Source organism: Hyalangium ruber (genome assembly GCF_034259325.1).
Taxonomy (GTDB): Bacteria; Myxococcota; Myxococcia; order Myxococcales; family Myxococcaceae; genus Hyalangium_A; species Hyalangium_A rubrum.
Map to the genome: position 1 here is coordinate 119,834 of NZ_JAXIVS010000001.1, position 22,295 is coordinate 142,128.

Consider the following 22,295-nt stretch of genomic DNA (forward strand, 5'->3'; position numbering starts at 1 on the left):
CTACCGGACGGCGGCGGAGATCGCCTTGAACTCGGGGGAGCCCGCGCGCCCGAGCATGTCGAAGAGGGCCGACTCCACCGTGGTGACGCGCGCGCCGACCTCCTTGCAGAGCTCGAAGCCCACGCGCCGATCCTCCGCTGAGCGGGAGAGCACGGCGTCCGCGAGCAGCCAGACCTCGAAGCCCTTCTCCACCAGATCGCGCGCCGTCTGGAAGACACAGATGTGCGTCTCCATTCCAGCAAGGAGCACCTGCTTGCGCCCCTGGAGCGCGGCGAGTACGTCCGGCACCGCGCCACTGAACTCCAACTTCTCCATCGACTTGTGCTCCCCGAGCCGCTCGCGCACCCGCGCGTGCGTGGGCCCCAGGCCCTTGGGGTACTGCTCGGTGACGAGGATGGGCAGCTTCAGCGCCTTGGCCCCCTCGATGGCGGCGCCCGTCCGCTTGAGCAGGCGCTCGAGGGCTTCTGGCTCCATGGCCGCGCATAGGCGCTCCTGGATGTCCACGACGAGCAGCGAGGCCTGACTGGAGGAAAGACGGAAGGAGGACATGGGTTCCTCCATGGTCGAACCCACCCTCCGCCGTCAAGAGGTGGGTGGGGCCGGCGGCGCACAGCACTCCCGGCACAGCATCCGGTTACGCCAGTGCGCACACGTCATCAACGCTCCACCTCCGAGGGTGAGTCCCGTCTCGAACGCCTCGAACCCCTCGTGCTCCTCCGGGAGCAGGAACGCCGCGCCGAACAGCAACACCAGCGCCAGCACCGCGAGCCCAGGCACGGATACACGCCGGTGAAGGAAGAACCCCGGCACGAAGGCGGCCAGGGCGGTGATCCCCACGAACCCGATCAGGGCCTGATGAAGCCATTCCCCTTCCAGCATTTCGGCGGCAGCGGAAGGAAGCAGGCCCCACATCAAGGGAAGCGCCACACAATGCACGATGCAAAGCGCTGAGAGCGCCTGCCCTACCCAATCCCAAGAGGCGGAGGGACGCGCGGAGATCAACACGAGACCTTCTCCCTGGCCTCGAAGGCCATGGGCTCGGCGACGGCCACCTGCTCGGCTCCGACGATTCGAAGGTAGCGCCCGCGCACCGCCATGAAGGCACGGGCCCGCTTCAGCTCGGGCAGTTGCGAGTCGGCCTGATGCCAGCGCTCCAGGAAGGTGGAGAAGTCCAGCACCGCCTCGGGGAAGGTCCCGAGCGCGACCCGTGCCTCCGCGACGAGCAGGCGCGCGTGACCGCTGCCCGGACGCTCCGCCGCCAGCTCCAGGGCCAGCTCCAGCGCCTTGGCCTCTCGCTCGAAGCGGAGCCGCGAGCGGGCCAGCGTTTCGCGCGCGGAGCGTGAGTAGGGCGCGGGTCCCGAGGGCCGCACCCGGCGCTCCAGGCGTACGGCGCGGACGAGGGCCGCCTCCGCCCGTGCGGCGTCTCCCCGCCGTGCCTCCAGCGCCCCGAGCAGCTCGTGCGAGGCCACCTCCACCACTCGGGCCACATCGCGGGGACAGAGGACTCGCCCCTCGGAGCGACGCTCCTCGCCCAGCACCGGGTGCAGGGCATCGAGCCCCTCGCACGCGCGCTGCGCCTCCGTGAGCCGGCCCGCCTTTAGCGCCTTCAGCCCCTGGGTGTACAAGCGCAGCCCATCGAGCAGGCCTCTCTCCGCGACGGTGGCCTCCGCGCCCAGCTCCAGGTGGATATCCGCCGCCGCGCGCCAGAAGCCGAAGCGCAGGTGCAGGCCCGCGAGCGTGCAAGCCGCGAGCACCATCGCCTGCCCATCGCTCACCCGCTCCACGCGGTGCCGGAGGCGTCGTGCCCAGGCCTGGCCCTCGGTGTACTGCCCTGCTTCGGCGCAGGTGGAAACCAACTGCCGGAGCGCCAGCTCCGCACAGGGCGCCGCGTTCGCGGGTAGCCCCTCGCGGGCCAGGTAGGCGTCATCGGCCTCCACCGCCCGCTGGAAAGCCTCGCTGGCCTGCTCCGTGAGCCCCATCCGCTGGAGCAGGCGCCCCGCGCTCAGCAGGTAGGGGCTGGCTCGCGTCGCCAGCGCCAGCAGCCGCAGCGCACTGTCCCGCGCCGCCTCGGGGCGTCCGCTGTCCACCATGGCGCATACCCAAGCGTAGTGGACGCCTTCATGGTGGGGCTGCGTGCGCAGCAACTCCCGCAGCAGGGACTGTGCGTAGGGCAACCCCGCGCAAGGCCGACCATCCGACTCATACCCGTCCATCAGAAAGCCCGCGAGCAGCAGCCGCGCCTCCGCGTCCTCCGGGTAGCGATCGATGAGGTACTCCAGCTCACGCACGAAGGCATGGCGACCGTTGGCGGGCCCCTTGTCGGCCAGTTGGCTCGCCGCGACGATGTAGCGCTGCTCCCGGTCCGTCGCGGCCTCGCATCGCGCGAGCGCCTGCTGGATGGCCTCGGCACGCTCCCCCGCGAACCGGGCGCCCGCCCCCCTCGTGAGGGCCAACCCCCACCAAGCCATCGCCAGGTCCGGATCCAACCGCGCCGCCTCGGCGAAGGCCCGTCGCGCCTCGGAGCCCCAACCGATGTGCAGCAGGCGCAGCCCTTGGTCGAAGTACGCCTGGGCCCGAGGGTGGTCCGTGCTCACCGGAAGGTGCGCCTGCCCCAGCCCCTCGTATAGCGGAGGCGTAGGGAGAGCGGAGTCCGGGACGTCGTCCCAGAGCCCACGGGAGAAGAGGGAGGGTTCCTCGGCTCGAAGCAGTCGCGCCAGCATGGTGTCCTCTCAGGCCCCGACAGTGGGGGCAGTGCAGTCGTTCACAACGAATTCCAGGGCGCGGACGCGCACCGCCAGCCGCCACCACGCGGCGGCCAACTCGTCCGCGTGAACGGGCGGGGCCTTGCGGCGCTCCGCGAAACACGCCTCCCGCCAGGCGTGTCCCACGTGGGTCGCCACCCACTCCTCATGCCGGGCGAACCACTCGGCCATCGTCACCACGGCGACCCGGGTGTCGCGCCGCGCTTCGAAGGTGCGGGGCTCGTTCATGGCGCCCAGCCCCTCCACCTGGAAGACGGGCCAGCTCACGCTCGCCACGTCCACCATGCGCGGGGTAAAGCCATCGCGAGCGAGGTAGACGGCCTCGGCGCCGGCATCCCAGAGCACCCCGAAGCCCCACAGCTTGAGGATCCCGCCTCCGGGCAGCGGGACGGTGTACACGCTGTGGCCCTGCTCCCCCGGTGGACGCTCGCGGGTGAGCCCGCGACGCAGCAGGAGGTTGCCCTCCGGGCACAACACATCCCTCCCGAGGCACCACAGGGAGAGATCGAATATGCGCTCCGCGTCACGCCGGAGGTCCATGGGGAGCGTAGGGGGCAGGGCCGTGGCCATGGGAAGCGCCTCAGCTCGCCTTCGCCTTGGGGCCGCGGCGAGGCTTGATTTCGCCAAAGAGCGCCGCCGGGGCGACGGGCTCCCCACCCTTCTGGGTGATCAGGGCGTTGATGGCGCGCACGATCTTCCCGCGCACGCGTGGCGTCAGCGCCTGGTCCTTGAGCGCCGCCTGGAGCTGCTGTGCGCTCACCCCGCGTCCACTCGGGGGCTTGCCGATGTCGAGTTCGGCGTAGGACTTGCCCTGCGCGTCCTTGTCGCGCCGCTTCTCCCAGCGCTTCTGGGCCAGGGTGCGATCCGCGTCGTCGTGGGCCTCGAGCTGGGCGGAGCGCCGCGCGATCGTGGTGATGTCGAGCTGCTTGTCGGTGAGGAACTGCTGAAAGGTACCCATCGTCATCTCCTGGGGAACGTCGGAAAAGAGGGGCCGGTGTGCGCCGGCCCCAAGTTCAAGAGCGGGAGGTGAATGAGGCGCCTCCCGCTCGACTCACAGGGCAGGCCTCAGTGGCCGCCCAACATCCGCTGGTGGTCCTCGCGCATCTGATCGTGCTCGGTGACCATGGACTCGTGCTCGGAGCGCATCCGCTCGTGCTCGGACTGCATGCGCTCATGCTCGGAGCCAACCCCCGCTGCCGCGTCGCCGTGCGTGGCCTCGAGCTGCCCATGCTGTTCGATCAGCGTCTTGTGGCTCTCCACCACGGAGCCATGCCGGGAGAGCAGCTCCTGGTGCCTGGCCTCCAGCGCGTCATGCTCCGCATCCGCCGCGGAGCCCTTCGCCTTGTCATGCGCCTCGACCCAGGCGCGGTGGTCGGCCTCCATCTTCTCGTGGGCCGACTCCATCGCGCGGTGGTCGGCCTCCATCTTCTCGTGCGCGGAGGCCAGCTCCGGGTGGGTCGCCGACGGCGCCTTCGCACACGCGACGAGTCCCAGCACTCCCAACGTCAGAATGAGCTTTCGCATGGTCATGGCCCTCAGTGCTCGTGGCCGTCGTCATGCGCCGCCGCCTCGATGACGACCGAGACGGAGGCCTGCGGGGTGGGACCAAAGGTGAGGGTGTGCAGGCCCACCTTCATCGGGATCGTGTGGCGCCCCTTGATCTCGGCGCACTCGGAGGAGCTGGTCTTGCTGTCCTCGATGGCCACGGTCTGGCCATTCGCGTCCTTGATGGCCACCTGCACGTCGGCACCGGTGAAGAGGACGTAGTCCGCCTCCTCCGTAGCGGAGAAGGAGACCGAGCCACCCTTCCCACCCGTCACATCGACGAGCGAGATGTCGTAGCGGCGGTGGTCATCCTTCACCTGCGACAGGTTGGTGGTGGTGGCGGAGGCGTTGACCGTCGAGGAGGGCCCTTCCTTGAGGTGCTCGCACCCCTCGACGTCAATGTTCTCTTCCTCGTCACCACAGCCGATGAGCAGCGCGGTGGACAGCAGGGCAGCGGACAACAGCTTCAGGTTCATGTGTGTGACTCCACGGGTGGGTACTGCGGAAAAGCCGCGCGACGCCCCAGCCCCGTGCTCCCGAGAGAGCGGCACGGTGAGGGACACGCGGCAGGGTGTGCGGAGGAAGCTCCCGCGCCAGGCACAGGGAAGCCTTCGCGGGCGGAGCCCTACGTCAGCAGGGAGACGCCCCGCACGCCGCACGACTCATGGCTGGAAACAGCCAACGGACGTGGGACGGCGGAAAGCACCCCACTCCCGCACGGCACGCAGGCGCCGCGCAGGAAGACGCGCTCCGACAAGCTCAGGACAGCGGAGGAGATGACTTGGGTGCCAGCCGGAGCCGAGCGACAGGCTCCGGGTGGACCTGCTCCAGCATGGGGGCCGGACTGGATACGGCCAGCGCCTCCACGGTGAGCAGCGTTTCAACTGCGGGCGTCAGAGTCTCCCGGCGGAAGAAGGTATGGGCGCAGTGCGCCTCGGCGTCGTGCGACGCCATGGCAGCCGGTCCCGCCCGAGAGATGCTCACCTCGGCGTCGGAGGAGGCGAGCACCACCCCCGCCGGCTGCTCATGCAGCCCTTCCTCGCCAACGTGGATGACCTCACCGTGCTCCAGACACGTGGTGTGCTGAACCAGGGTGAAGTGCGCCATGTCCCCCAGGTACGCCAGCGCACAGAGCACCACGAGCGGCAGCGCCAGCAGGCGCGGCCGGTGGAAGCTTCCAGGCGAATGGCGGTTGGAGTGGCTCACGTCAGTCGAGTGCTAAGTGAACAGCAGTTGCATTTGTAAGCCAGTCCCTTGCCGGGTGCAAGCCAGTCGAAGCATCGACTCAGACGGCGTACCCCATCGCGCCCGCCTTCGTCGGCGCGTCCGGATCGAGCATGACGTTCACGCAGGCCACCGTGCCGCTGGCCACCGCGCGCTCCAGCGCCGGGCGGATCTGCGCGGGCTCGGTGACGAGTTCCCCGTGGCCGCCCAGCGCCTCCACCACCTTGTCGTAGCGGGTAGGTGCCAGCAGCGTGCCCGGCGACTTGTCCTCGCCGAACATGCCCACCTGCGGCAGGCGAATCTGCCCCCAGGCCGCGTCATTGCCCACCACGCACACCATGGGCAGCTTGAAGCGCACCGCCGTCTCGAAGTCCATGCCGTTGAGACCGAACGAGCCGTCGCCCTGGATGACCCAGTGCGTGCGGTTGGGGTGCAGCGTCTTGGAGGCGATGGCGAACGGCGCGCCCACGCCCAGGCACCCCAGCGGTCCCGGATCCAGCCAGCGACCCGGCTGGCGCAGCTCGATCACCTTGGCGGCCATGGCCACCCAGTTGCCACCGTCCGCGATGAACACCGGGTCCTGCCCCGCCGAGTTGGCCACGTCGGACATCTCCTTGGCCAACCGGTAGTGGTGGATGGGGGCGCTGTCGTCCTTCGTCCACGCCTCCAGGTCCTTCAGCTTCTTGTTCTCGCGGGCACGCAGGCCCGAGAGGAACGAGGTGCGCTCGGTGCGCGGCGTCGCGTCCGCGAACGCGGTGAGCGCGCTGAAGCTGTCGGCGATGATGCCCACCTCCACCCGCCGGTTGCGGCCGATCTCCGTCGGATCGATGTCCACCTGGACGATCTTCGACTCCGCGCTGAAGGTGGGCTCCGCGCCATAGTTGAGGCGGAAGTCGAACGGAGTGCCGATGACGAACACCACGTCCGCGCCGCTCAAGGCATCCTTGCGCGTGTGCTGGAAGAAGAGCGGGTGGCTCGCCGGCAGACAGCCACGCCCCGCGCCGTTGAGGTAGACGGGCACCTGCGCCGTCTCGCAGAAGCGGCGCAGCGCATCCCACGCGCCGTCCCAGTACACGGAAGAGCCGGCGATGATGGCCGGGCGCTCGGCGGACTTCAGCAGCGCCATGGCCTCGTCCACCTTGCGCGGATCCGGCGGCTGTCGCGCATCCGTACGGTAGCGCTCCGGCAGTTGCAGGGCGGCTTCGTCCGCGCCGTTGCAGAGCACATCCCACGCCAGCTCCAGGAAGACGGGCCCCGGCCGACCGGACAGCGCCACGCGAAACGCCTTGGCCAGATACGACGGCACCAGATCTGGCGTGGGGATGCGATCCGACCACTTGGAGATGCGGTGGAACAGGTCCACCTGCTCCATCTCCTGCAGCGAGCCGCGGCTCTGGTTGAAGATGGGTGCCGCGCCGCCCAGGAGGATCATCGGCGAGCTGGCCGCGTGGGCGTTGGCCACGCCGGTCAGCGCGTCCGTCACGCCGGGACCCGCCGTCACCACCGCCACGCCAATGCCTCGCGTCACCCGGGCATAGGCATCCGCGGCGTGCGCGGCGGCCTGCTCATGCCGGGTGTCGATGACCTGGATGCCCTCCTCCACGCAGCCCGCGTAAATGGGGGCTACATGCAACCCCGAGAGGGTGAAGATGTGCCGGACGCCCTCCTTCTTGAGCATCTTCGCGACGAGCTGCCCGCCTGTCACCGACATGCCGTGCCTCCTCCCGTGAGTCGTTGAAAGCTCTTCGTGAAGCTCAGGCCCCCCGCAGGGCCCGCTCCACGAACATCAGTCGATCATTGCCGAAATACATGTCCTCCCCCACGAAGAACGTGGGGGCGCCGAAGGAGCCCCGGGCCACGGCCTCATCCGTGTTGCGGCGCAGGGCGTCCTTGATCTCCTGGCTCTCCGCGCGCGCCATCGCCGTCTCCGCCACGAGGCCCGCCGCATTCGCCACCTCCGCGAGCACCTTCGGATCGTTCAGGTCCCGGCCCTCGACGAAGGCGACCCGATAAGCAGCGTGGGTAAAGGGGGCGATGCGCCCCTGCTCCGTCGCCACCAGCCCGAGCCGGTTGGCCTTCAAGGAGTTGATGGGGAAGCTCTCCGGAAGCCGAAACTCCGGCAGCCCCAGGTGGCGCGCCCAGTCCTGAAGGTCTTTGCCGAGATAAGCGGCCTTGTGCGCGTTAGTGACCGGTGGCACGTTCCCCGTGGCCTTGAATACGGCACCCAGGAGAAAGGGGCGCCAGCGCAGCTCCGCACCCGTACGCTGCGCGACGGCTTCCACTTGCTGGGAGGCGAGGTAGGAATACGGACTGGCGTAATCGAAGAAGAACTCGAGCGTCTTGGCCATCGAGCGGCTCCACCCGGGACACCTGGCGCGGTGCCAGGTGGCATGTCTGGAAGTATCGCGAAGAAGGTTTATCCCCGTGAATGAACTTTTAGAAGTCCTGCGGTTCCAAGCCCCCAAGTTTGGCGCGGAGTTGTCCCGCACCGCATACCAGCGCGGCTTGGCGGTGACCCAGAAGGACGGCACCACCCGCCCCATCCCCATCACCGCCACGCCCGTCATCCTCGACGCCGCGGAGATCCGCCGCCGCGCTGAGCTGGCCACGAAGCTGTCCTCCGCCACGCACAAGATGGCCGAGGCGGTGCTCAACGGTGGCTCCCGCGAAGTCCTCCTCGGCGCGCTCTCGCCCCTGGAGCGCTCCATCGCCGAGCGCACCTTCAGCCACGTCGCCCGGCTGGCCACCACGCGCGTGGACTTCTTCGTGGACACCGGCAACCAGGCACGCGCCCTGGAGATCAACACCACCATCCCCGCGATGCAGGGCTACTCGGACATCGCCGCGCGCTCGTTCCTCGAGGTGGTGGCCCGGCACTTCAACTACCCGGAGCGCGCCATCCACGCGCTGCTGACGCTCAACGGCAGCAACGCGATGGCGCTCTACCGCGCCCTGCTGGACGGGTACGCCGCCGAGCGCGACGGGAAGTTGCCGGACACCATCGCCCTGCTCTGCCGCCGCAACGACGCGCAGATCACCGAGCTGCGCTACCTGTGCGAGCGCTTCCGCGAGTTCGGCGCGGACGCGGACGTGGTCCACCCGGATGAGGTGTCCGGCGACGACGCCTTCATCGTGAACGGCAAGAAGTACGAGCTCGTCTATCGCCACCTCTTCATCCGGCGCCTGGAGGAGACGCCCTCGCCCTGGGTGGAGGAGTTCCTGGGCGTCGTGCCGGGCAAGAAGGCCGTCTTCCTCAACCCGCCCACCTCGCAGATGGAGGTGAAGGCGACCTTCGCCCTGCTCTCGCAGGCCGTGACCGATCCGGCGCTCGCGGAGGGCGCGGGCCTGGACGCCTCCGAGCTGGAGGCCATCCGCGTCTCCGTCCCCTGGACGCGGCGCTTTCGGAGCGGCCCCGCGACAGGGCCCGGAGGCGAGGCGCTGGACGATCTGGTGGCCGCGGTGGCCGCCGAGCCTCGCCGCTTCGTGCTCAAGCGCTCCTGGGACTACGGCGGCAAGGCCGTGTTCCTCGGCCGCTCGGTGGGCAGCGTGCCGTACAACGAGCGCGCACAGGCCCTCTATGGAGGGCCCCTGACCTGGGCCGAGCTGTGCGAGCGAGCAGTCTCGGACCCGACCGGCGGCGGCTACGTGGTGCAGGAGGTGGTGGAGACGACGCCCGAGGAACATCTGGTCTGCACCGACACCGGCGCGCTGCCCACCTCGTTCTTCGTGGACTACTCCGCCTATGCCTCGGTCGGGCTGGCCAGGCAGCCAGCCTGGGGCGGCGTGTGCCGCGGCTCCATGGGAGAGATCGTCAACATCGTGGGCGGCGGCGGCGTGTTGCCGCTCATCACCACCGAGGTCGCCCACAAGCTGCTCATGGCCTGGAAGGCCATCTGAAGCGCGAGAGAGATCGCGCTATATAAGGTAGCGCTTGCCGCCGGGCTCCTCCGGCGCTGGAAAGGAAGAGCTTCGAATGGCCTGGGAAACCTCGGGATGGCAGTCCGCCTCCGCCTCGTCGGAGGTCAACGCCGCCCTCGTACAGGAGTCGCGGCGCGCGTTCATGTCGCGCGTGTACGGCTGGATGTTCGCCGGCCTCATGGTCACCGGCCTGGTGGCGCTCTTCACCGTCAGCAACCAGCAGCTGCTGAATGTAGCCGTCGCGTGGCGCATCCCGCTGCTGCTGGCGGAGCTGGGCCTGGTCTTCCTGCTCTCGCTGATGGCGCCCCGGCTGTCCGGCCCGGTGGCCGGGTTGATGTTCCTGGCCTACTCGGCGCTCACGGGGATGACGCTGTCCATCTACTTCCTCATCTACACCGCGGGCTCCATCGGCCAGGCCTTCCTGCTCACCGCCGGCGTCTTCGGCGCGCTGAGCCTCTACGGCACGCTCACCAAGAAGGACCTGAGCGCCTGGGGCTCCTTCCTCTTCATGGGCCTGGTGGGCGTGGTGCTGGCCGGTCTGGTGAACCTCTTCCTGCGCAGCGACGCGATGTCCTTCGTCGTCGCTTGTGCCTCCGTGGTCGTCTTCGCGGGCCTGACCGCCTATGACACCCAGAAGCTGCGCGAGATGCACGCCACCACCGGCTACAGCAGCGCCGCCAGCGTGAGCATCGTCGGCGCGCTCACCCTGTACCTGGACTTCATCAACCTGTTCCTCGCCCTGCTGCGGCTGCTCGGTCGCCGCCGCTAACGCGGATCCACGCCCTGGGAGGTCCCTTCACGGACCCGTGGTGAAGGCGACCTCCCCGTCGGGCTCCGACTCCCTACCCAGGGAGTCGGACGCATCGCTCGCGGTTGATGGTGTCAGCCAGCTGACATACGGTTGTGGGATCTCCAACCGTGCCCGCGCCTCCGCACGGGCCGCGCCGCGAGTGGGTGCCCCGAGATGGACGTCTTCACGCTGACGTGTGACAAGCTCCCCACCGAGACGCGAGTCATGCGGGTGTCCGGCCACGAGGGGCTGTCCCGGCTCTACAGCTTCACGCTCGACCTGGTGATGCCTGGAGACGAGGGCCTGTCCTTCGACATGGGGGAGGCCATCAACACCGCGGCCACCCTGGACATCCACGAGGGAAACGGCACGCGGCGCGGCACCTTCCACGGCATCCTCTCCACCGTGGACTGGGTACAGGAGGTGGCCGACAACGCCATCTACCGGGTGACGCTGGTGCCGCGCCTGTGGCGGCTGGGCCTGAGCGTTCACAGCAACGTCTTCGTGGACAAGACCGTCAAGGACATCGCCATGGACGTGCTCCTGTCCAACGGTCTCAAGGAGAAGAAGGACTTCGAGTTCCGGCTGGGGCCCACCAAGTACGAGAAGATGCCGCACGTGTCCCAGTACCGGGAGAGCGACCTGGACTTCCTGTCGCGGCGCCTGGAGCGGGACGGCCTCTACTACTTCTTCGAGCAGTTGGACGCCGGCGAGAAGCTCATCATCACCGACGCCCAGGACAAGCACACCGCCAGCGGCTCGGTGCGCTATTTCCCTCAGGGCTCGAGCGAGACCATGGGCACCGAGGCGCTCCACGCCTTCGTGTGCCGGCACCAGATCCGCCCCAAGCAGGTGAAGCTGCGGGAGTACGACTACCTGCGGCCGACCATGGATCTGATGAAGACGGACCCCGTGGTGCAGAACGGCGACGGGGACGTGGTCAGCCATGACGAGAACTACAGCACCCCGGGCGAGGGCCAGCGGTTGGCCAAGGTGCGCTCCGAGGAGCTCAAGTCGCGCGAGGTGGTGTTCGAGGGCCATGGCCTCACCTACGACGTGCGCCCGGGCTACACCTTCGACGTGACGGCGCACCCGCGCCCCTCCTTCAACGTGTCGTACCTGGCCGTGGCGGTGACGCACGAGGGCACCCAGGGCGTGCTCGGCGAAGGCCCCCAGCAGGAGCCGCAAGCGCCCACCTACCTCGTCCGGATGGAGGCCATCCCCGCCACCGTGCAGTTCCGGCCGCGCCGCCTCACGCCCATTCCGCGCATCTACGGCACGGAGATGGGCGTGGTGGACGGGGAGCAGGACAGCACCTACGCGCAGATCGACAGCCACGGCCGCTACAAGGTGCAGGTCTTCTTCGACGAGAACGATCCGCGCAACGGCAAGGCCTCCATGTGGCTGCGCATGCTGCAGCCGCACGGTGGACCGAACGAGGGCTTCCACTTCCCGCTGCGCAAGAACACCGAGGTGATGCTGGTGTTCCTGGGGGGAGACCCGGACCGGCCGGTGATCGCCGGCGTGGTGCCCAACACGCACACGCCCAGCCCCGTCACGGTGGACAACGCCACCCACAACGTCATCCTCACCGGCGGCGGCACCCGGATGGAGATCGAGGACAACGACGGCGCGCAGTACCTGAAGATCACCACGCCGCCCGAGTCGACCCTCCTCCACCTGGGCGCCCCGGATGGGGCCGGCTACAACGTCCACCTGTCCTCCATGGGCAAGGGGCTGGTGGAGTTCGGCGGCGACCTGGACATCCGGGTGGACGGGCATCAGACGGAGGAGGTCACCCTCGACGTCCGCGAGCACTACAAGGCCAAGCGGGACACCACGGTGGACTCCGACCACAAGGTCGAGGTCAAGGGCAAGGAGGACTACAAGGTCCACGGCAACCAGAAGACCGAGGTCCTGTCCAACCGTGAAGTGAAGGTGACGAGCAACCAGAAGCACGAGGTCGGCGGCAACGACGAGGTGAAGGTCACCGGCAACCAGACCGTCAAGGTCACCGGCAACCAGGAAACCACCGTGACGGGCAATCAGAAGAACACCGTCACCGGCAACCAGACCGAGACCATCACCGGCAACGTCATGCAGACGGTGACGGGCAACGTCACCCAGACGCACTCGGCCAACCTCACGCACACCGTGGTGGGCTCGGCCACCGTCAGCTACGTGGCCGACAAGAAGGAGAGCATCGTGGGGGCGGAGGCCTCCTTCAAGATCTCCGCGACCTCGGAGACCGTGCTCGGGGTGAAGAACGAGAACATCATAGTGTCGAAGATCGACTCGGTGCTCGGCTCGGCGATCGAGGCCATCATCGGCCTGAAGGTGGCCACGCACCTGGGCCCGTCCATCGAGGTCACCTCGGTCCTCAAGCTCGGCAAGCGCGGCATCAGCCTGTCCGCCATCGACCTGGAGGTGAAGAACACCACCGGTCCCCGCATCGGCAACGCGGCCCTCGAGATCGCCTGCAGAGCCATCACGATCTTTCCATGAAAGGCATCAAGCCCCAGCGACTGGGCATCCTCACGCGGCCCTTCGAGCACGAAGGGGTGTTCCACTTCGCGGTCAGCGTGCTGGCCTTCTTCTCGTTCGAGGCGCCCTCCCAGCTGCTCTCCGAGGTGGAGCTGTGGAAGTTCCTCCCGAAGGAGCTGGGCAAGGACGCGGCCCTGGACATGGGCATGCCCAAGGCCCACGCCGAGGTGCTGCTCACGGCCAAGGCCTACCCTGCCGGCAGCAAGGGCCAGGGAGCCTGTCCGGTGCGGCTGCGGCTGGGCAAGGTGGACAAGACGCTCTACGCGGTGGGAGACCGCTTCTGGAAGGGCGGCGTGCCCACGCAGCCCCTGCCCTTCAAGGAGCTGCCCATCACCTACGCGAACGCGTACGGCGGAGCGGGCTACCCGCAGAACCCGCTCGGCAAGGGCTTCGCGCCCGTGCGCACGCCCCAGGGCGAGCTGCACCCGCTGCCCAACATCGAGAACCCCAAGCAGCTCGTCAGCACCCCGAAGGACAAGCGGATGCCGGCCGGGTTCGGCCCGTACGATCTCACCTGGCCCCAGCGCTTCTCGAAGACGGGGACGTACGACGAGAAGTGGATGAAGGAGCGCTTCCCGGGCTTCGCCAAGGACATCGACTGGACCTTCTTCAACACCGCGCCGGAGGATCAGCAGTTCGACGGCTATCTCCAGGGTGATGAGCCCTTCACGCTGGAGAACATGCACCCGGCCAAGCCGGTCCTCCAGGGACGGCTGCCCCACCTCAAGGCGCGGGCGTTCATCAATCAGAAGACGGACAAGGGCGAGGAGTTCCGCGAGCTGTCCACGCGACTCGACACGGTCCACCTGTTCCCGCATGCGGAGCGCGGCGTGCTCGTGTTCCGCGCCGTCACCCAGGTGACCGAGGACGACGCCGCGGACGTGCTGCAGCTCATGGTGGCCTGCGAGGCACCGGATGCCCCTCGACCGCTGGCGCACTATCGCGGGGTGCTCGCCGAGCGGCTCGACCGGGAGAAGGGGTACCTGGCCGCCCTCCGGGACAGTGATTTGATGCCGCCCGCGGCCGAAGGCGCGAAGCCCGCGTGGGCCGAGCTGCCGGACCTGCCCCCGGCTCCGGAGAAGCGGCTGGAGAAGAACCTGCGCAAGCGCGCGGAGCTCGAGATGGAGCGGATCCGGCAGGAGATCCGCGCACAGGGGCTCGACCCGGACAAGCACGTGCCCAAGGCGCTGCCGCCGGAGCCTCCGCCGCCAAAGCTGGAGGAGCTGGGCGCCGTCATCCAGACCGCCATGGCCACGGCGGACGAGCAACTGCGCCAGGCGGAGGCGAACCGCACGAAGGCCGAGCAGGAGGCCCGAGCGATCTGCAAGCAGCTCGGGCTGGACTACGACCAGGTGGTGGCCAAGCACCAGAGCAAGCAGGGCGGCCCTCCCGCCTACTCCGCCGACGCGGAGCTGGCGCGCATGAAGCAGTCGGTCGCCGACCTCAAGGCGCTCGGTGTCAACCTGCCCAACGTGGAGGCGCAGGTCCAGGATCCAGCCCTGGAGGAGAAGCTGCGCAAGACGGAGGCGGCGCTGCTGTTGAGCTACCGCATCAGCGCGCACCACCAGCCAGCGGCCTCGCGGCTCCCTCCAGAGGAGGCGGCGCGGGTTCGTCAGCAGGTGCTCGCGCTCTTCAAGGCGGGCGAGAGCTTCGAGGGCCGGGACCTGACGGGCGCCGACCTGTCTCGCCTGGAGCTGCCGGGGGCCAACTTCCGCGGCGCGCTGATGGAGAGCGTGAACCTCAGCGGCGCCGACTTGAGCGGAGCGGACTTCACCGGCGCGGTGCTCGCGCGGGCGGACCTGTCCGAGGCGAACCTGTCCGGCACCGTCTTCGCGGGCGCCAATCTGGGCCAGGCCCGCCTCGTGAAGGCGCGAATGGCCGAGCCGGGAGACCTGTCGCGCGTCATCCTCGCCCGCGCGGACCTCACCCGGGCGAGCCTGCGCGGGGCGCGCATGGAGGGCGTGGATCTCTCGGAGGCCGTGGTGGCTGGCGCGGACCTGGGAGGCGTGGTGGCGCGCGAGCTCACGCTGCTGCGGACCGATCTGTCCGGCATCAAGCTGGCGGGCGCAGACCTGCGCAAGAGCAACTTCATCGAGGTGACGGTGGCCGGCGTGGACTTCACCGGCGCCACCCTCACCGGCGCCGTCTTCGTCACCTGCAAGGGGGACGGGGCGTGCTTCTACAAGGCCCAGCTCGACAACCTGCGCCTGGTCAAGGACTGCTCCTTCGCCAAGGTGGACTTCCGGGAGGCCAACCTCCAGGGCGCCAACCTACGCTCCACCCGCCTGGAGGAGTCCGACTTCAGCCAGGCCACGCTCAAGGGCGCGGACCTCAGCGAGAGCAACCTGCAGCGGGCCCGCTTCTACCGGGCGGTGGCTCCCGAGGCGCGCTTCATGAAGGCGGACCTGACGGACGCCCACCTGGTGTCCTGCAACCTCATGCAAGGCATCCTCCAGAAGGCCCGCATCCAGGGCGCGGACTTCCGGGGCGCCAACCTCTTCCGGGTGGACTTCGCCCGCGTGCGTGGCTCGGCCAAGAGCCTCCAGGACGCCAACGTCAAGCAGGTGCGCATCCTCCCCCGGAGCCCCCATGGATAGGGCCGAGCTGCGCGCCTGGATCGAACGCGGTGAGCCCGTCACGGATCTGGATCTGTCCGGCGCGGCCTTCGCGGGCGCCGATCTGTCGGGCGCCATCTTCGAGAAGGTCCGCTTCCAGGGCGCGGACCTGACCGGCGCGGATCTGCGCGAGTCCACGTTCATCCAGTGTGACTTCTCCGGTGCGCGGATGGGCGGAGTCCAGCTCCAACACGCCGTGGTGCAGGAGGGAAACCTGAAGGGCGCGGTGCTGGCCAAGGCCTCGCTGGTGCTCACGCAGTTCATCCAGTCCCAGCTCGTCTCCGCGGACCTGAGCGGGACGAAGATGCAGCAGGCGGCGCTGCTGCGCGTGGACTTGTCCGGTGCCTCCTTCGCGGGGGCGGACATGGACCGGGCCGCCGTGGTCGAGTCCAAGACGGCGGGCGTGGACCTCACGGGCGCGAGGCTGAAGCAGACGACGCTGTACCAGGCCGACCTGCGCCAGGCGAAGCTCGGTGGGGCGAAGTTCGAGCTGGCTGTGCTGGTGGAGAGCAAGCTGGCCGGCCTGGACCTGCGCGGCGGCGACTTCACGCTGACCCAGTTCACCGGCGCAGACCTCACGGGGTGCGACCTGCGCGAGGCGAACCTCACCCAGTGCAACTTCAAGGACGCCCTGCTGGAGGGCGCGAAGCTGGACGGTGCCCAGGCTCCCAACGCCCTGTTCGTGGGGGCGAAGCTCAAGCGGGCGAGCCTGCGCGGGACGCAGCTGTTCCAATCGATCTTCATGGACGCCGACCTGACGCAGGCCGATTGCACCGGCGCCCAGATGCAGCAGTGCATCCTTCACCGGGCCGCCTGCCTGGTGGTGCGCTTCACCAACGCCGACCTCACCTACGCGGACTTCTCCTCGGCGGACGTGTCGGGGGCGCACTTCACGGGCGCCACCGTCACCCGGGCGAAGTTCCACCGGACGAAGGAAGAGGGCACACTGAACAAGGGGCGAGGGGCGTTGGGAGACGATCCGGAGCTGGCCGAAGCCGAACGTTGGAAGCCGAGATACTGAGAGGACGTATGCGACAGCTCGCGAGGGTGCGGGAGCAGAAAGAGGCGTTCCAGGAGTCGGGCACCGTCATGGAGACGGGCGACGGGGGCGCGCTCACGGTGCGCACCGAGTCGGGCATGTACGGTGCGCGCCGGGCCTTCAGTTGTCTGGTGGAGCCCATGGTGGGAGACGTCGTCCTGCTGAGCGGGCTGCCTGGCGGGCAGTGCTACGTGCTCGCGGTGCTGGAGCGCGAGTCGGATGCTCCGGCGCGGCTGGTCTCGGAGGGAAACCTCGAGGTCCGGCTGCCGCGCGGGCGCTTCGTGGTCGCGGCCCAGGAGGGCGTGGACCTCGTCTCCGCCCAGGAGGTCTCCGTCACGGCCGGCGGGGTCCGCGTACACGCGACCGAGGGCAACGTCGTGGTCCGCCAGCTCTCCGTGCTCGGCGCATTCGTGCGCGCCGAGTTCGACCGCATCAAGGTCATGGCCGAGAGCTGTGATTCGGTGTTCGACCGGATGCTGCAGCGGGTGAAGCGCTCCTACCGCTTCGTCGAGGAGCACGATCAGGTACGCGCGGCGCAGATCGACTACGTGGCCCAGAACAACGCCAGCCTGCGCGGCGAGAACACGCTGATCACCGCCAAGGACCTGATCAAGGTCGACGGCGAGCAGATCCACCTCGGATAGGGAGCGCCACCATGTTCGCGAACACGCAGATGATGGGGATGGACATGGGCTTTCCGGACGTCTGTCTGACGCCCATACCCGCGCCGACGCCCATCCCCTACCCCAACATCGCCATGGGGCCCATGGGCGTGCCGGCCGCCTATCACATCCTGTTCATGTGTACGCCCGCCCACAACCTGGGCACCATGGTCCCGCTGACGAACGGAGACAACGCCGGCGTGGCCATGGGCGTCGCCTCGGGCACCGTGATGGGGCCGGCGCGCCACCTGACGGGAGCCTTCACCGTGCTGGTGGGCGGCATGCCCGCCACGCGCCTGACGAGCGTGGCCCTGCAGAACTCGACCAACTGCCCGGGCATGCGGATCGTCCCGAGCCAGACCAAGGTGCTCATCCTCGCCCCCTGAGGGCCTTGGAGAAGGAGCCGCGCGCGTGGACATCCCGAATTGGGTCGAGGCCATCTTCCGGGGACCGTGGCTCTGCATCGCCATCGCGGCAGGGGTCACCCTCTTCATCCTGTTCTCCGATGGAGGGGGCAAGGCCCAGCGCTCCGAGAAGGAGGCCCAGGCCCTGAAGAACGTGCCGCAGTCCGCGGTGAAGCAGGCCCGCAAGCTCGTCCAGGAGAACACGCCCCTGCTCGCGGTGAAGCTGCTCAATGAAGTGGCGGGCATCTCGAACGTGGACGCGCATGCGTACGTCCAGACGTTCCAGGCCATCCAGGAGGGCCACTTGTCCTTCGGAGAGGCCCTCACCGTCGAGCTCGCGTGCGACGTGAAGGCGCACATGGACAAGTCCGAGCGCGAGCAGGCCGTGAAGCTCCTGGTGTCGCGCGCGGGCGCTCCCCAGGAAGAGGCCGTGCGGCTGGTGGAGATGCTAGGCGCGTCGAGCCGGAGCAACCGCGCCCGGGTCGCGGGCAAGCCCCTGCCGGAAGCGGCGTCCGCGGAGGATCTCAAGAAGGTCGATGCCCTCGCGGCCGAGGGCAAGGCCATCGAGGCGATCAAGCTCTACCGGCAGCTCACCGGCGCGAGCCTGAAGGAAGCCAAGGACTACGTGGACTCCCGCTCCGCGCGCTGAGCCAGCGGCTCAGCTGTTGCGCAGCGGCTTGCCTTCCGCGTCCTTCGGCGACTCGCCGACGAGGATCATGATGCCGTCGATCAGCGGCCAGAGCGCCCCGAGGCCGCAGGTGAGGAACGTCACCGCGATCTGCGCGATCGCGATGCCCACGTGGCCCGTGTAGAAGCGGCCAATGCCCAGGCCTCCCAGGCAGATCTGCAGCACCCCGGCGACGATCTTGCTCCGGTGCGAGAAGGGCAGCCCCGTCTTGGGGTCGATGCCATAGGGCGCCGCCCCGCTGAACGTCGACGCGGTGAGCGGCTGCCCCAGCCGCGGCTCCTGCGTCGGTCGCACGAGCGTCTGGGACACCGTCGGCGACGGCTGCGACGTGGGCGCACTCATCCGCGCTCCGCACACCGTACAAAAGCTGGCCCCGGACGCTACCTGGCTACCGCACTGGTTACAGAACACGCGAGCGCTCCTCGAGAGGTGGAGATGAACCGCGGGGCCTCAGCTCCCCGCCTTCTTCATCAGCGGCATGAAGAGCCGCTCCACCGGCTTGCCGCCGATCAAGTGCTCCTCGACGATGGCCGGTACATCCTCCACCTTCACCCCACCGTACCAGACGCCTTCCGGGTAGACGACGACCGAGACGCCGAAGGCGCACGTGTCCAGGCACCCCGCCGCGTTGGCCCTCATCTGCCCCTTGATGCCGCGCTTCTCCAATTCGGCCTTGAAGGCGGCTCGCACCTCCTCGGCTCCCTTGGTGGCGCAGCACCCCTTGGGGTGCCCGTCAGGACGGCGGTTGGTGCAGACGAAGATGTGGCGCTGGAACGGGGGAGCCATGGTGTCTTTTTCCTAACCCACCCCCTGTCCGAAAGCGACCACCGCGCACACTTGCCCCCTCCCCGATCCGGCCGGGGGCACTAGGCAGCCCGGAGATCCGTGCGCAGACTCACAGCAAATATCTGCCAGTGATCACAACCGTCCCGCCAGTGACCATACATGCAACGCCACATACCGACTCTTGATGCGAGGCACTGTTGATCTACCCCGTTTTTGGCCCTAAAAACCCGCCCCCGCCGCTACGGCTGGCTACAGGCCTGTCGAGCGGTTCCGGGCGTCAGCACCCGCAGGCACCCCCATCCCTAGGGTGTGGGAGAACGAGGGACACACGATATGGGGCGGAGTAGGAATCTTTCGGAGAGGCTCCCGCCGAGCGCGTCCTGCCTCGCCTGCCTGCTCTTAGTGCCCGCCCCGTATCCGCCAGGCCCTGTTCACCGCTGATCAGCCATCCCCGTGAAATCTCACGGGCTCGAAGTTCCGCAAAATTTTGCATCCATACCACGAGTGAATTTCCCGGGAGACCCGTCATGGAGAAAGAGCTGAGTGCGAAGCCGGTGGTGAACGGGAAGAAGGCCGGCAAGAAGGCCAAGAGCCCCGCACCGGGGCTGACGGTGAAGCGCTTCTTCACCACGCCGGGGGTGGATCCGGCCGACGAGCTGGCCTGGGAGTACCGCAGCGCGAGCATCACCGGGGAGGACGGGCGCGCCGTCTTCGAGCAGAAGAACATCGAGGTGCCCAAGACGTGGTCGATGCTGGCCACCAACGTCGTGGCCTCGAAGTATTTCCGCGGCACGCCGGGCACCCCCGAGCGGGAGACCAGCGTGCGCAAGCTGGTGGCGCGCGTGGTGGACACCCTCACCCGCTGGGGCGTGGAGGGCGGCTACTTCGCCACCGACACGGACCGCGACACCTTCCACGCGGAGCTGACGCACCTGCTGCTGCGGCAGAAGGCGTCCTTCAACTCGCCCGTCTGGTTCAACGTGGGCGTCGAGGCCCACCCGCAGTGCTCGGCGTGCTTCATCAACTCCGTGGAGGACTCCATGGAGTCCATCCTCACGCTGGCCAAGACGGAGGCCATGCTCTTCAAGTACGGCTCGGGCACCGGCAGCAACCTGTCCTCCCTGCGCGCCAGCAAGGAGCTGCTCGCTGGCGGTGGCACCGCCTCCGGGCCCGTGTCCTTCATGAAGGGCTTCGACGCGTTCGCGGGTGTCATCAAGAGCGGCGGCAAGACGCGGCGCGCGGCGAAGATGGTCATCCTCAACGCCGAGCACCCGGACATCCTCGACTTCATCCGCTGCAAGGTGCAGGAGGAGAAGAAGGCCTGGGCGCTCATCGAGTCCGGCTACGACGCCTCCTTCAACGGCGAGGCGTACTCCTCCGTCTTCTTCCAGAACTCGAACAACTCGGTGCGCGCCACCGACGACTTCATGAAGGCGGTGGTGGCCGACGGCACGTGGACCACGCGCGCGGTGCGCGACGGGCGGCCCATGGACACGATCAAGGCCCGCGAGCTGTTCCGCGAGATCGCCGAGGCGGCGCACCTGTGCGGCGACCCTGGCATGCAGTTCGACAGCACGGTGAACGCCTGGCACACCTGCTCGGGCACGGCGCGCATCAACGCCTCCAACCCGTGCTCCGAGTACATGTTCCTGGATGACTCGGCCTGCAACCTGGCGTCGCTGAACCTGATGCACTTCCGCACCATCGACGGCGACTTCGACGTCACCGCCTTCCGGCACGCGGTGGACGTGCTGCTGCTGGCGATGGAGATCATCGTCGGCTTCTCGCGCTACCCCACCGAGAAGATCGCCCAGAACAGCCATGACTACCGGCCGCTGGGGCTGGGCTACGCCAACCTGGGCGCGCTGCTGATGGCCAGCGGGCGGCCCTATGACTCGGCGGAGGGGCGCAACTGCGCGGCGGCCATCACCTCGCTCATGTGCGGGCAGGCCTACTCCATGAGCGCCCGGCTGGCCGAGCGCATGGGGCCCTTCGCCGGCTACGCGAAGAACGCCGAGCCGATGCTGGGCGTCATCCGCAAGCACCGCAAGGCGGCCTACAACATCCAGGCCGAGGGCGTGGGCGCCGAGCTGTTCGAGGCGCAGAAGGCCGCCTGGGACGATGCGCTGGCCCAGGGCGCCGAGCACGGCTACCGCAACAGCCAGGTCACGGTGCTGGCCCCCACGGGGACCATCGGCTTCATGATGGACTGCGACACCACGGGCATCGAGCCCGACATCGCGCTCATCAAGTACAAGAAGCTGGTGGGCGGCGGCATGCTGAAGATCGTCAACCAGACGGTGCCGCTGGCGCTGGAGAAGCTGGGCTACCCGCAGACGCAGGCCCAGGACATCGTCAGCCACCTGGACAAGCACGAGACGATCGAGGGCGCTCCGCACCTCAAGCCCGAGCACCTGCCGGTGTTCGACTGCGCCTTCAAGCCCGCGCGCGGCGAGCGCAGCATCCACTGGATGGGGCACATCCAGATGATGGAGGCGTGCCAGCCGTTCCTCTCGGGCGCCATCTCCAAGACGGTGAACATGCCCGCCAACGCCACCGTGGAGGACATCGAGAAGGCGTACCTCGAGGCGTGGAAGCGAGGGCTCAAGGCCATCGCCGTGTACCGCGACGGGTGCAAGCGCACGCAGCCGCTGAACACCTCCAAGAGCACGGTGAAGGACACGAAGGCGGCGGCCGTGGAGCCCGAGCCGCTGATCAAGCCCGAGCCCAAGGCCATGCGGCGGCGCCTGCCGGATGAGCGCCGGTCCATCACCCACAAGTTCTCGATCGGCGGCCACGAGGGCTACCTCACCGTGGGGATGTACGAGGACGGCACCCCGGGCGAGCTCTTCGTCGTCATGGCCAAGGAGGGCTCGGTGGTGAGCGGGTTGATGGACAGCTTCGCCACCTCGGTGTCCCTGGCGCTCCAGTACGGCGTGCCGCTGCAGGTGCTGGCCGACAAGTTCTGCCACACCCGCTTCGAGCCGAGCGGCTTCACCGGCAACCCCGCCATCCCCATCGCCAAGTCGATCACCGACTACATCTTCCGGTGGCTGTCGCTGAAGTTCCTGCCCAGCGAGCAGCCGGCGGAGGCCGAGGTGACGGCGGTCGAGGTGAAGGCCGCCCCCGAGCCGCAGCCCGCGCAGCAGACCGTGGCGATCCGGCTGCCGGCCTCTCCGAAGCGCGACACCTGGCTCAACCAGGCGGACGCCCCGCCCTGCCACACCTGCGGGGCGATCATGGTGCGCAGCGGCGCTTGCTACAAATGCTCCAACTGCGGCGCCACGAGCGGGTGCAGCTGAGCCCCGCCTGAGCGGG

Annotated in this window: 21 protein-coding genes and 1 pseudogene; 9 read left to right on the plus strand and 13 right to left on the minus strand. The window is 68.6% G+C overall.

Annotated elements, in window-relative coordinates:
* The 10 genes from SYV04_RS00550 to SYV04_RS00595 all read right to left on the minus strand — a co-directional run bounded on the left by SYV04_RS00550 (position 1) and on the right by SYV04_RS00595 (position 7,879).
* Positions 1-549, minus strand: coding sequence for an isochorismatase family protein (locus SYV04_RS00550; protein ID WP_321543569.1), 549 nt, complete (start codon positions 547-549; stop codon positions 1-3).
* Between the two features lie 33 nt (positions 550-582).
* Positions 583-1,005 (minus strand): MerC domain-containing protein, encoded by a 423-nt coding sequence (locus tag SYV04_RS00555; protein WP_321543570.1) that lies wholly within the window; start codon positions 1,003-1,005, stop codon positions 583-585.
* The gene (locus SYV04_RS00560) at positions 999-2,720 is read right to left on the minus strand and encodes a hypothetical protein (RefSeq protein ID WP_321543571.1); all 1,722 of its coding nucleotides are present in this window, start codon (positions 2,718-2,720) and stop codon (positions 999-1,001) included. The genes SYV04_RS00555 and SYV04_RS00560 overlap by 7 nt, the downstream gene beginning before the upstream one ends.
* 9 nt (positions 2,721-2,729) lie before the next feature.
* Positions 2,730-3,332, minus strand: coding sequence for a hypothetical protein (locus tag SYV04_RS00565; protein WP_321543572.1), 603 nt, complete (start codon positions 3,330-3,332; stop codon positions 2,730-2,732).
* Positions 3,333-3,342: 10 nt separating this feature from the next.
* The gene (locus SYV04_RS00570) at positions 3,343-3,720 is read right to left on the minus strand and encodes a hypothetical protein (protein WP_321543573.1); all 378 of its coding nucleotides are present in this window, start codon (positions 3,718-3,720) and stop codon (positions 3,343-3,345) included.
* Between the two features lie 107 nt (positions 3,721-3,827).
* Complete coding sequence (locus tag SYV04_RS00575; protein WP_321543574.1) at positions 3,828-4,286, minus strand: hypothetical protein; 459 nt, start codon at positions 4,284-4,286, stop codon at positions 3,828-3,830.
* 11 nt (positions 4,287-4,297) lie between these two features.
* Complete coding sequence (locus SYV04_RS00580; protein WP_321543575.1) at positions 4,298-4,783, minus strand: hypothetical protein; 486 nt, start codon at positions 4,781-4,783, stop codon at positions 4,298-4,300.
* A gap of 283 nt (positions 4,784-5,066) precedes the next feature.
* Positions 5,067-5,513, minus strand: coding sequence for a hypothetical protein (locus tag SYV04_RS00585; protein WP_321543576.1), 447 nt, complete (start codon positions 5,511-5,513; stop codon positions 5,067-5,069).
* A gap of 79 nt (positions 5,514-5,592) precedes the next feature.
* Positions 5,593-7,242 (minus strand): thiamine pyrophosphate-binding protein, encoded by a 1,650-nt coding sequence (locus SYV04_RS00590; protein ID WP_321543577.1) that lies wholly within the window; start codon positions 7,240-7,242, stop codon positions 5,593-5,595.
* Between the two features lie 43 nt (positions 7,243-7,285).
* Positions 7,286-7,879 (minus strand): 2-hydroxychromene-2-carboxylate isomerase, encoded by a 594-nt coding sequence (locus tag SYV04_RS00595; RefSeq protein ID WP_321543578.1) that lies wholly within the window; start codon positions 7,877-7,879, stop codon positions 7,286-7,288.
* A gap of 76 nt (positions 7,880-7,955) precedes the next feature.
* Between SYV04_RS00595 and SYV04_RS00600 the strand changes: the two genes are divergently transcribed.
* From SYV04_RS00600 to SYV04_RS00635, 8 genes are all read left to right on the plus strand, one after another.
* On the plus strand, positions 7,956-9,428 hold the full coding sequence (locus SYV04_RS00600; protein WP_321543579.1) for a hypothetical protein: 1,473 nt from the start codon (positions 7,956-7,958) through the stop codon (positions 9,426-9,428).
* Between the two features lie 76 nt (positions 9,429-9,504).
* A complete protein-coding gene (locus tag SYV04_RS00605) occupies positions 9,505-10,218 on the plus strand; it encodes a Bax inhibitor-1/YccA family protein (RefSeq protein ID WP_321543580.1) in 714 nt (237 codons plus the stop codon).
* A gap of 195 nt (positions 10,219-10,413) precedes the next feature.
* Positions 10,414-12,744 (plus strand): type VI secretion system Vgr family protein, encoded by a 2,331-nt coding sequence (locus SYV04_RS00610; protein WP_321543581.1) that lies wholly within the window; start codon positions 10,414-10,416, stop codon positions 12,742-12,744.
* A complete protein-coding gene (locus tag SYV04_RS00615; protein WP_321543582.1) occupies positions 12,741-15,380 on the plus strand; it encodes a DUF2169 domain-containing protein in 2,640 nt (879 codons plus the stop codon). Before SYV04_RS00610 ends, SYV04_RS00615 begins: the two co-directional genes overlap by 4 nt.
* Positions 15,373-16,419, plus strand: a complete 1,047-nt coding sequence (locus SYV04_RS00620; protein ID WP_321543583.1) for a pentapeptide repeat-containing protein — start codon at positions 15,373-15,375, stop codon at positions 16,417-16,419. Before SYV04_RS00615 ends, SYV04_RS00620 begins: the two co-directional genes overlap by 8 nt.
* 8 nt (positions 16,420-16,427) lie before the next feature.
* Complete coding sequence (locus SYV04_RS00625; protein ID WP_321543584.1) at positions 16,428-17,081, plus strand: DUF3540 domain-containing protein; 654 nt, start codon at positions 16,428-16,430, stop codon at positions 17,079-17,081.
* Between the two features lie 11 nt (positions 17,082-17,092).
* The gene (locus tag SYV04_RS00630) at positions 17,093-17,485 is read left to right on the plus strand and encodes a DUF4150 domain-containing protein (protein WP_321543585.1); all 393 of its coding nucleotides are present in this window, start codon (positions 17,093-17,095) and stop codon (positions 17,483-17,485) included.
* Positions 17,486-17,510: 25 nt separating this feature from the next.
* Positions 17,511-18,152, plus strand: a complete 642-nt coding sequence (locus tag SYV04_RS00635; RefSeq protein WP_321543586.1) for a hypothetical protein — start codon at positions 17,511-17,513, stop codon at positions 18,150-18,152.
* 9 nt (positions 18,153-18,161) lie between these two features.
* On the opposite strand, the gene SYV04_RS00640 is transcribed toward SYV04_RS00635, so the two are convergent.
* The 3 genes and pseudogenes from SYV04_RS00640 to SYV04_RS00645 form a co-directional block, all read right to left on the minus strand.
* Complete coding sequence (locus tag SYV04_RS00640) at positions 18,162-18,533, minus strand: TM2 domain-containing protein (RefSeq protein WP_321543587.1); 372 nt, start codon at positions 18,531-18,533, stop codon at positions 18,162-18,164.
* Positions 18,534-18,539: 6 nt separating this feature from the next.
* Positions 18,540-18,602, minus strand: a pseudogene (locus SYV04_RS43670) (zinc-ribbon domain-containing protein); the annotation flags it as partial.
* Positions 18,603-18,641: 39 nt separating this feature from the next.
* Positions 18,642-18,977 (minus strand): (2Fe-2S) ferredoxin domain-containing protein, encoded by a 336-nt coding sequence (locus SYV04_RS00645; protein WP_321543588.1) that lies wholly within the window; start codon positions 18,975-18,977, stop codon positions 18,642-18,644.
* 527 nt (positions 18,978-19,504) lie between these two features.
* On the opposite strand from SYV04_RS00645, the gene SYV04_RS00650 reads away from it, so the two are divergent.
* The gene (locus tag SYV04_RS00650) at positions 19,505-22,279 is read left to right on the plus strand and encodes a vitamin B12-dependent ribonucleotide reductase (protein ID WP_321543589.1); all 2,775 of its coding nucleotides are present in this window, start codon (positions 19,505-19,507) and stop codon (positions 22,277-22,279) included.
* The last annotated feature ends 16 nt before the right edge of the window (positions 22,280-22,295 follow it).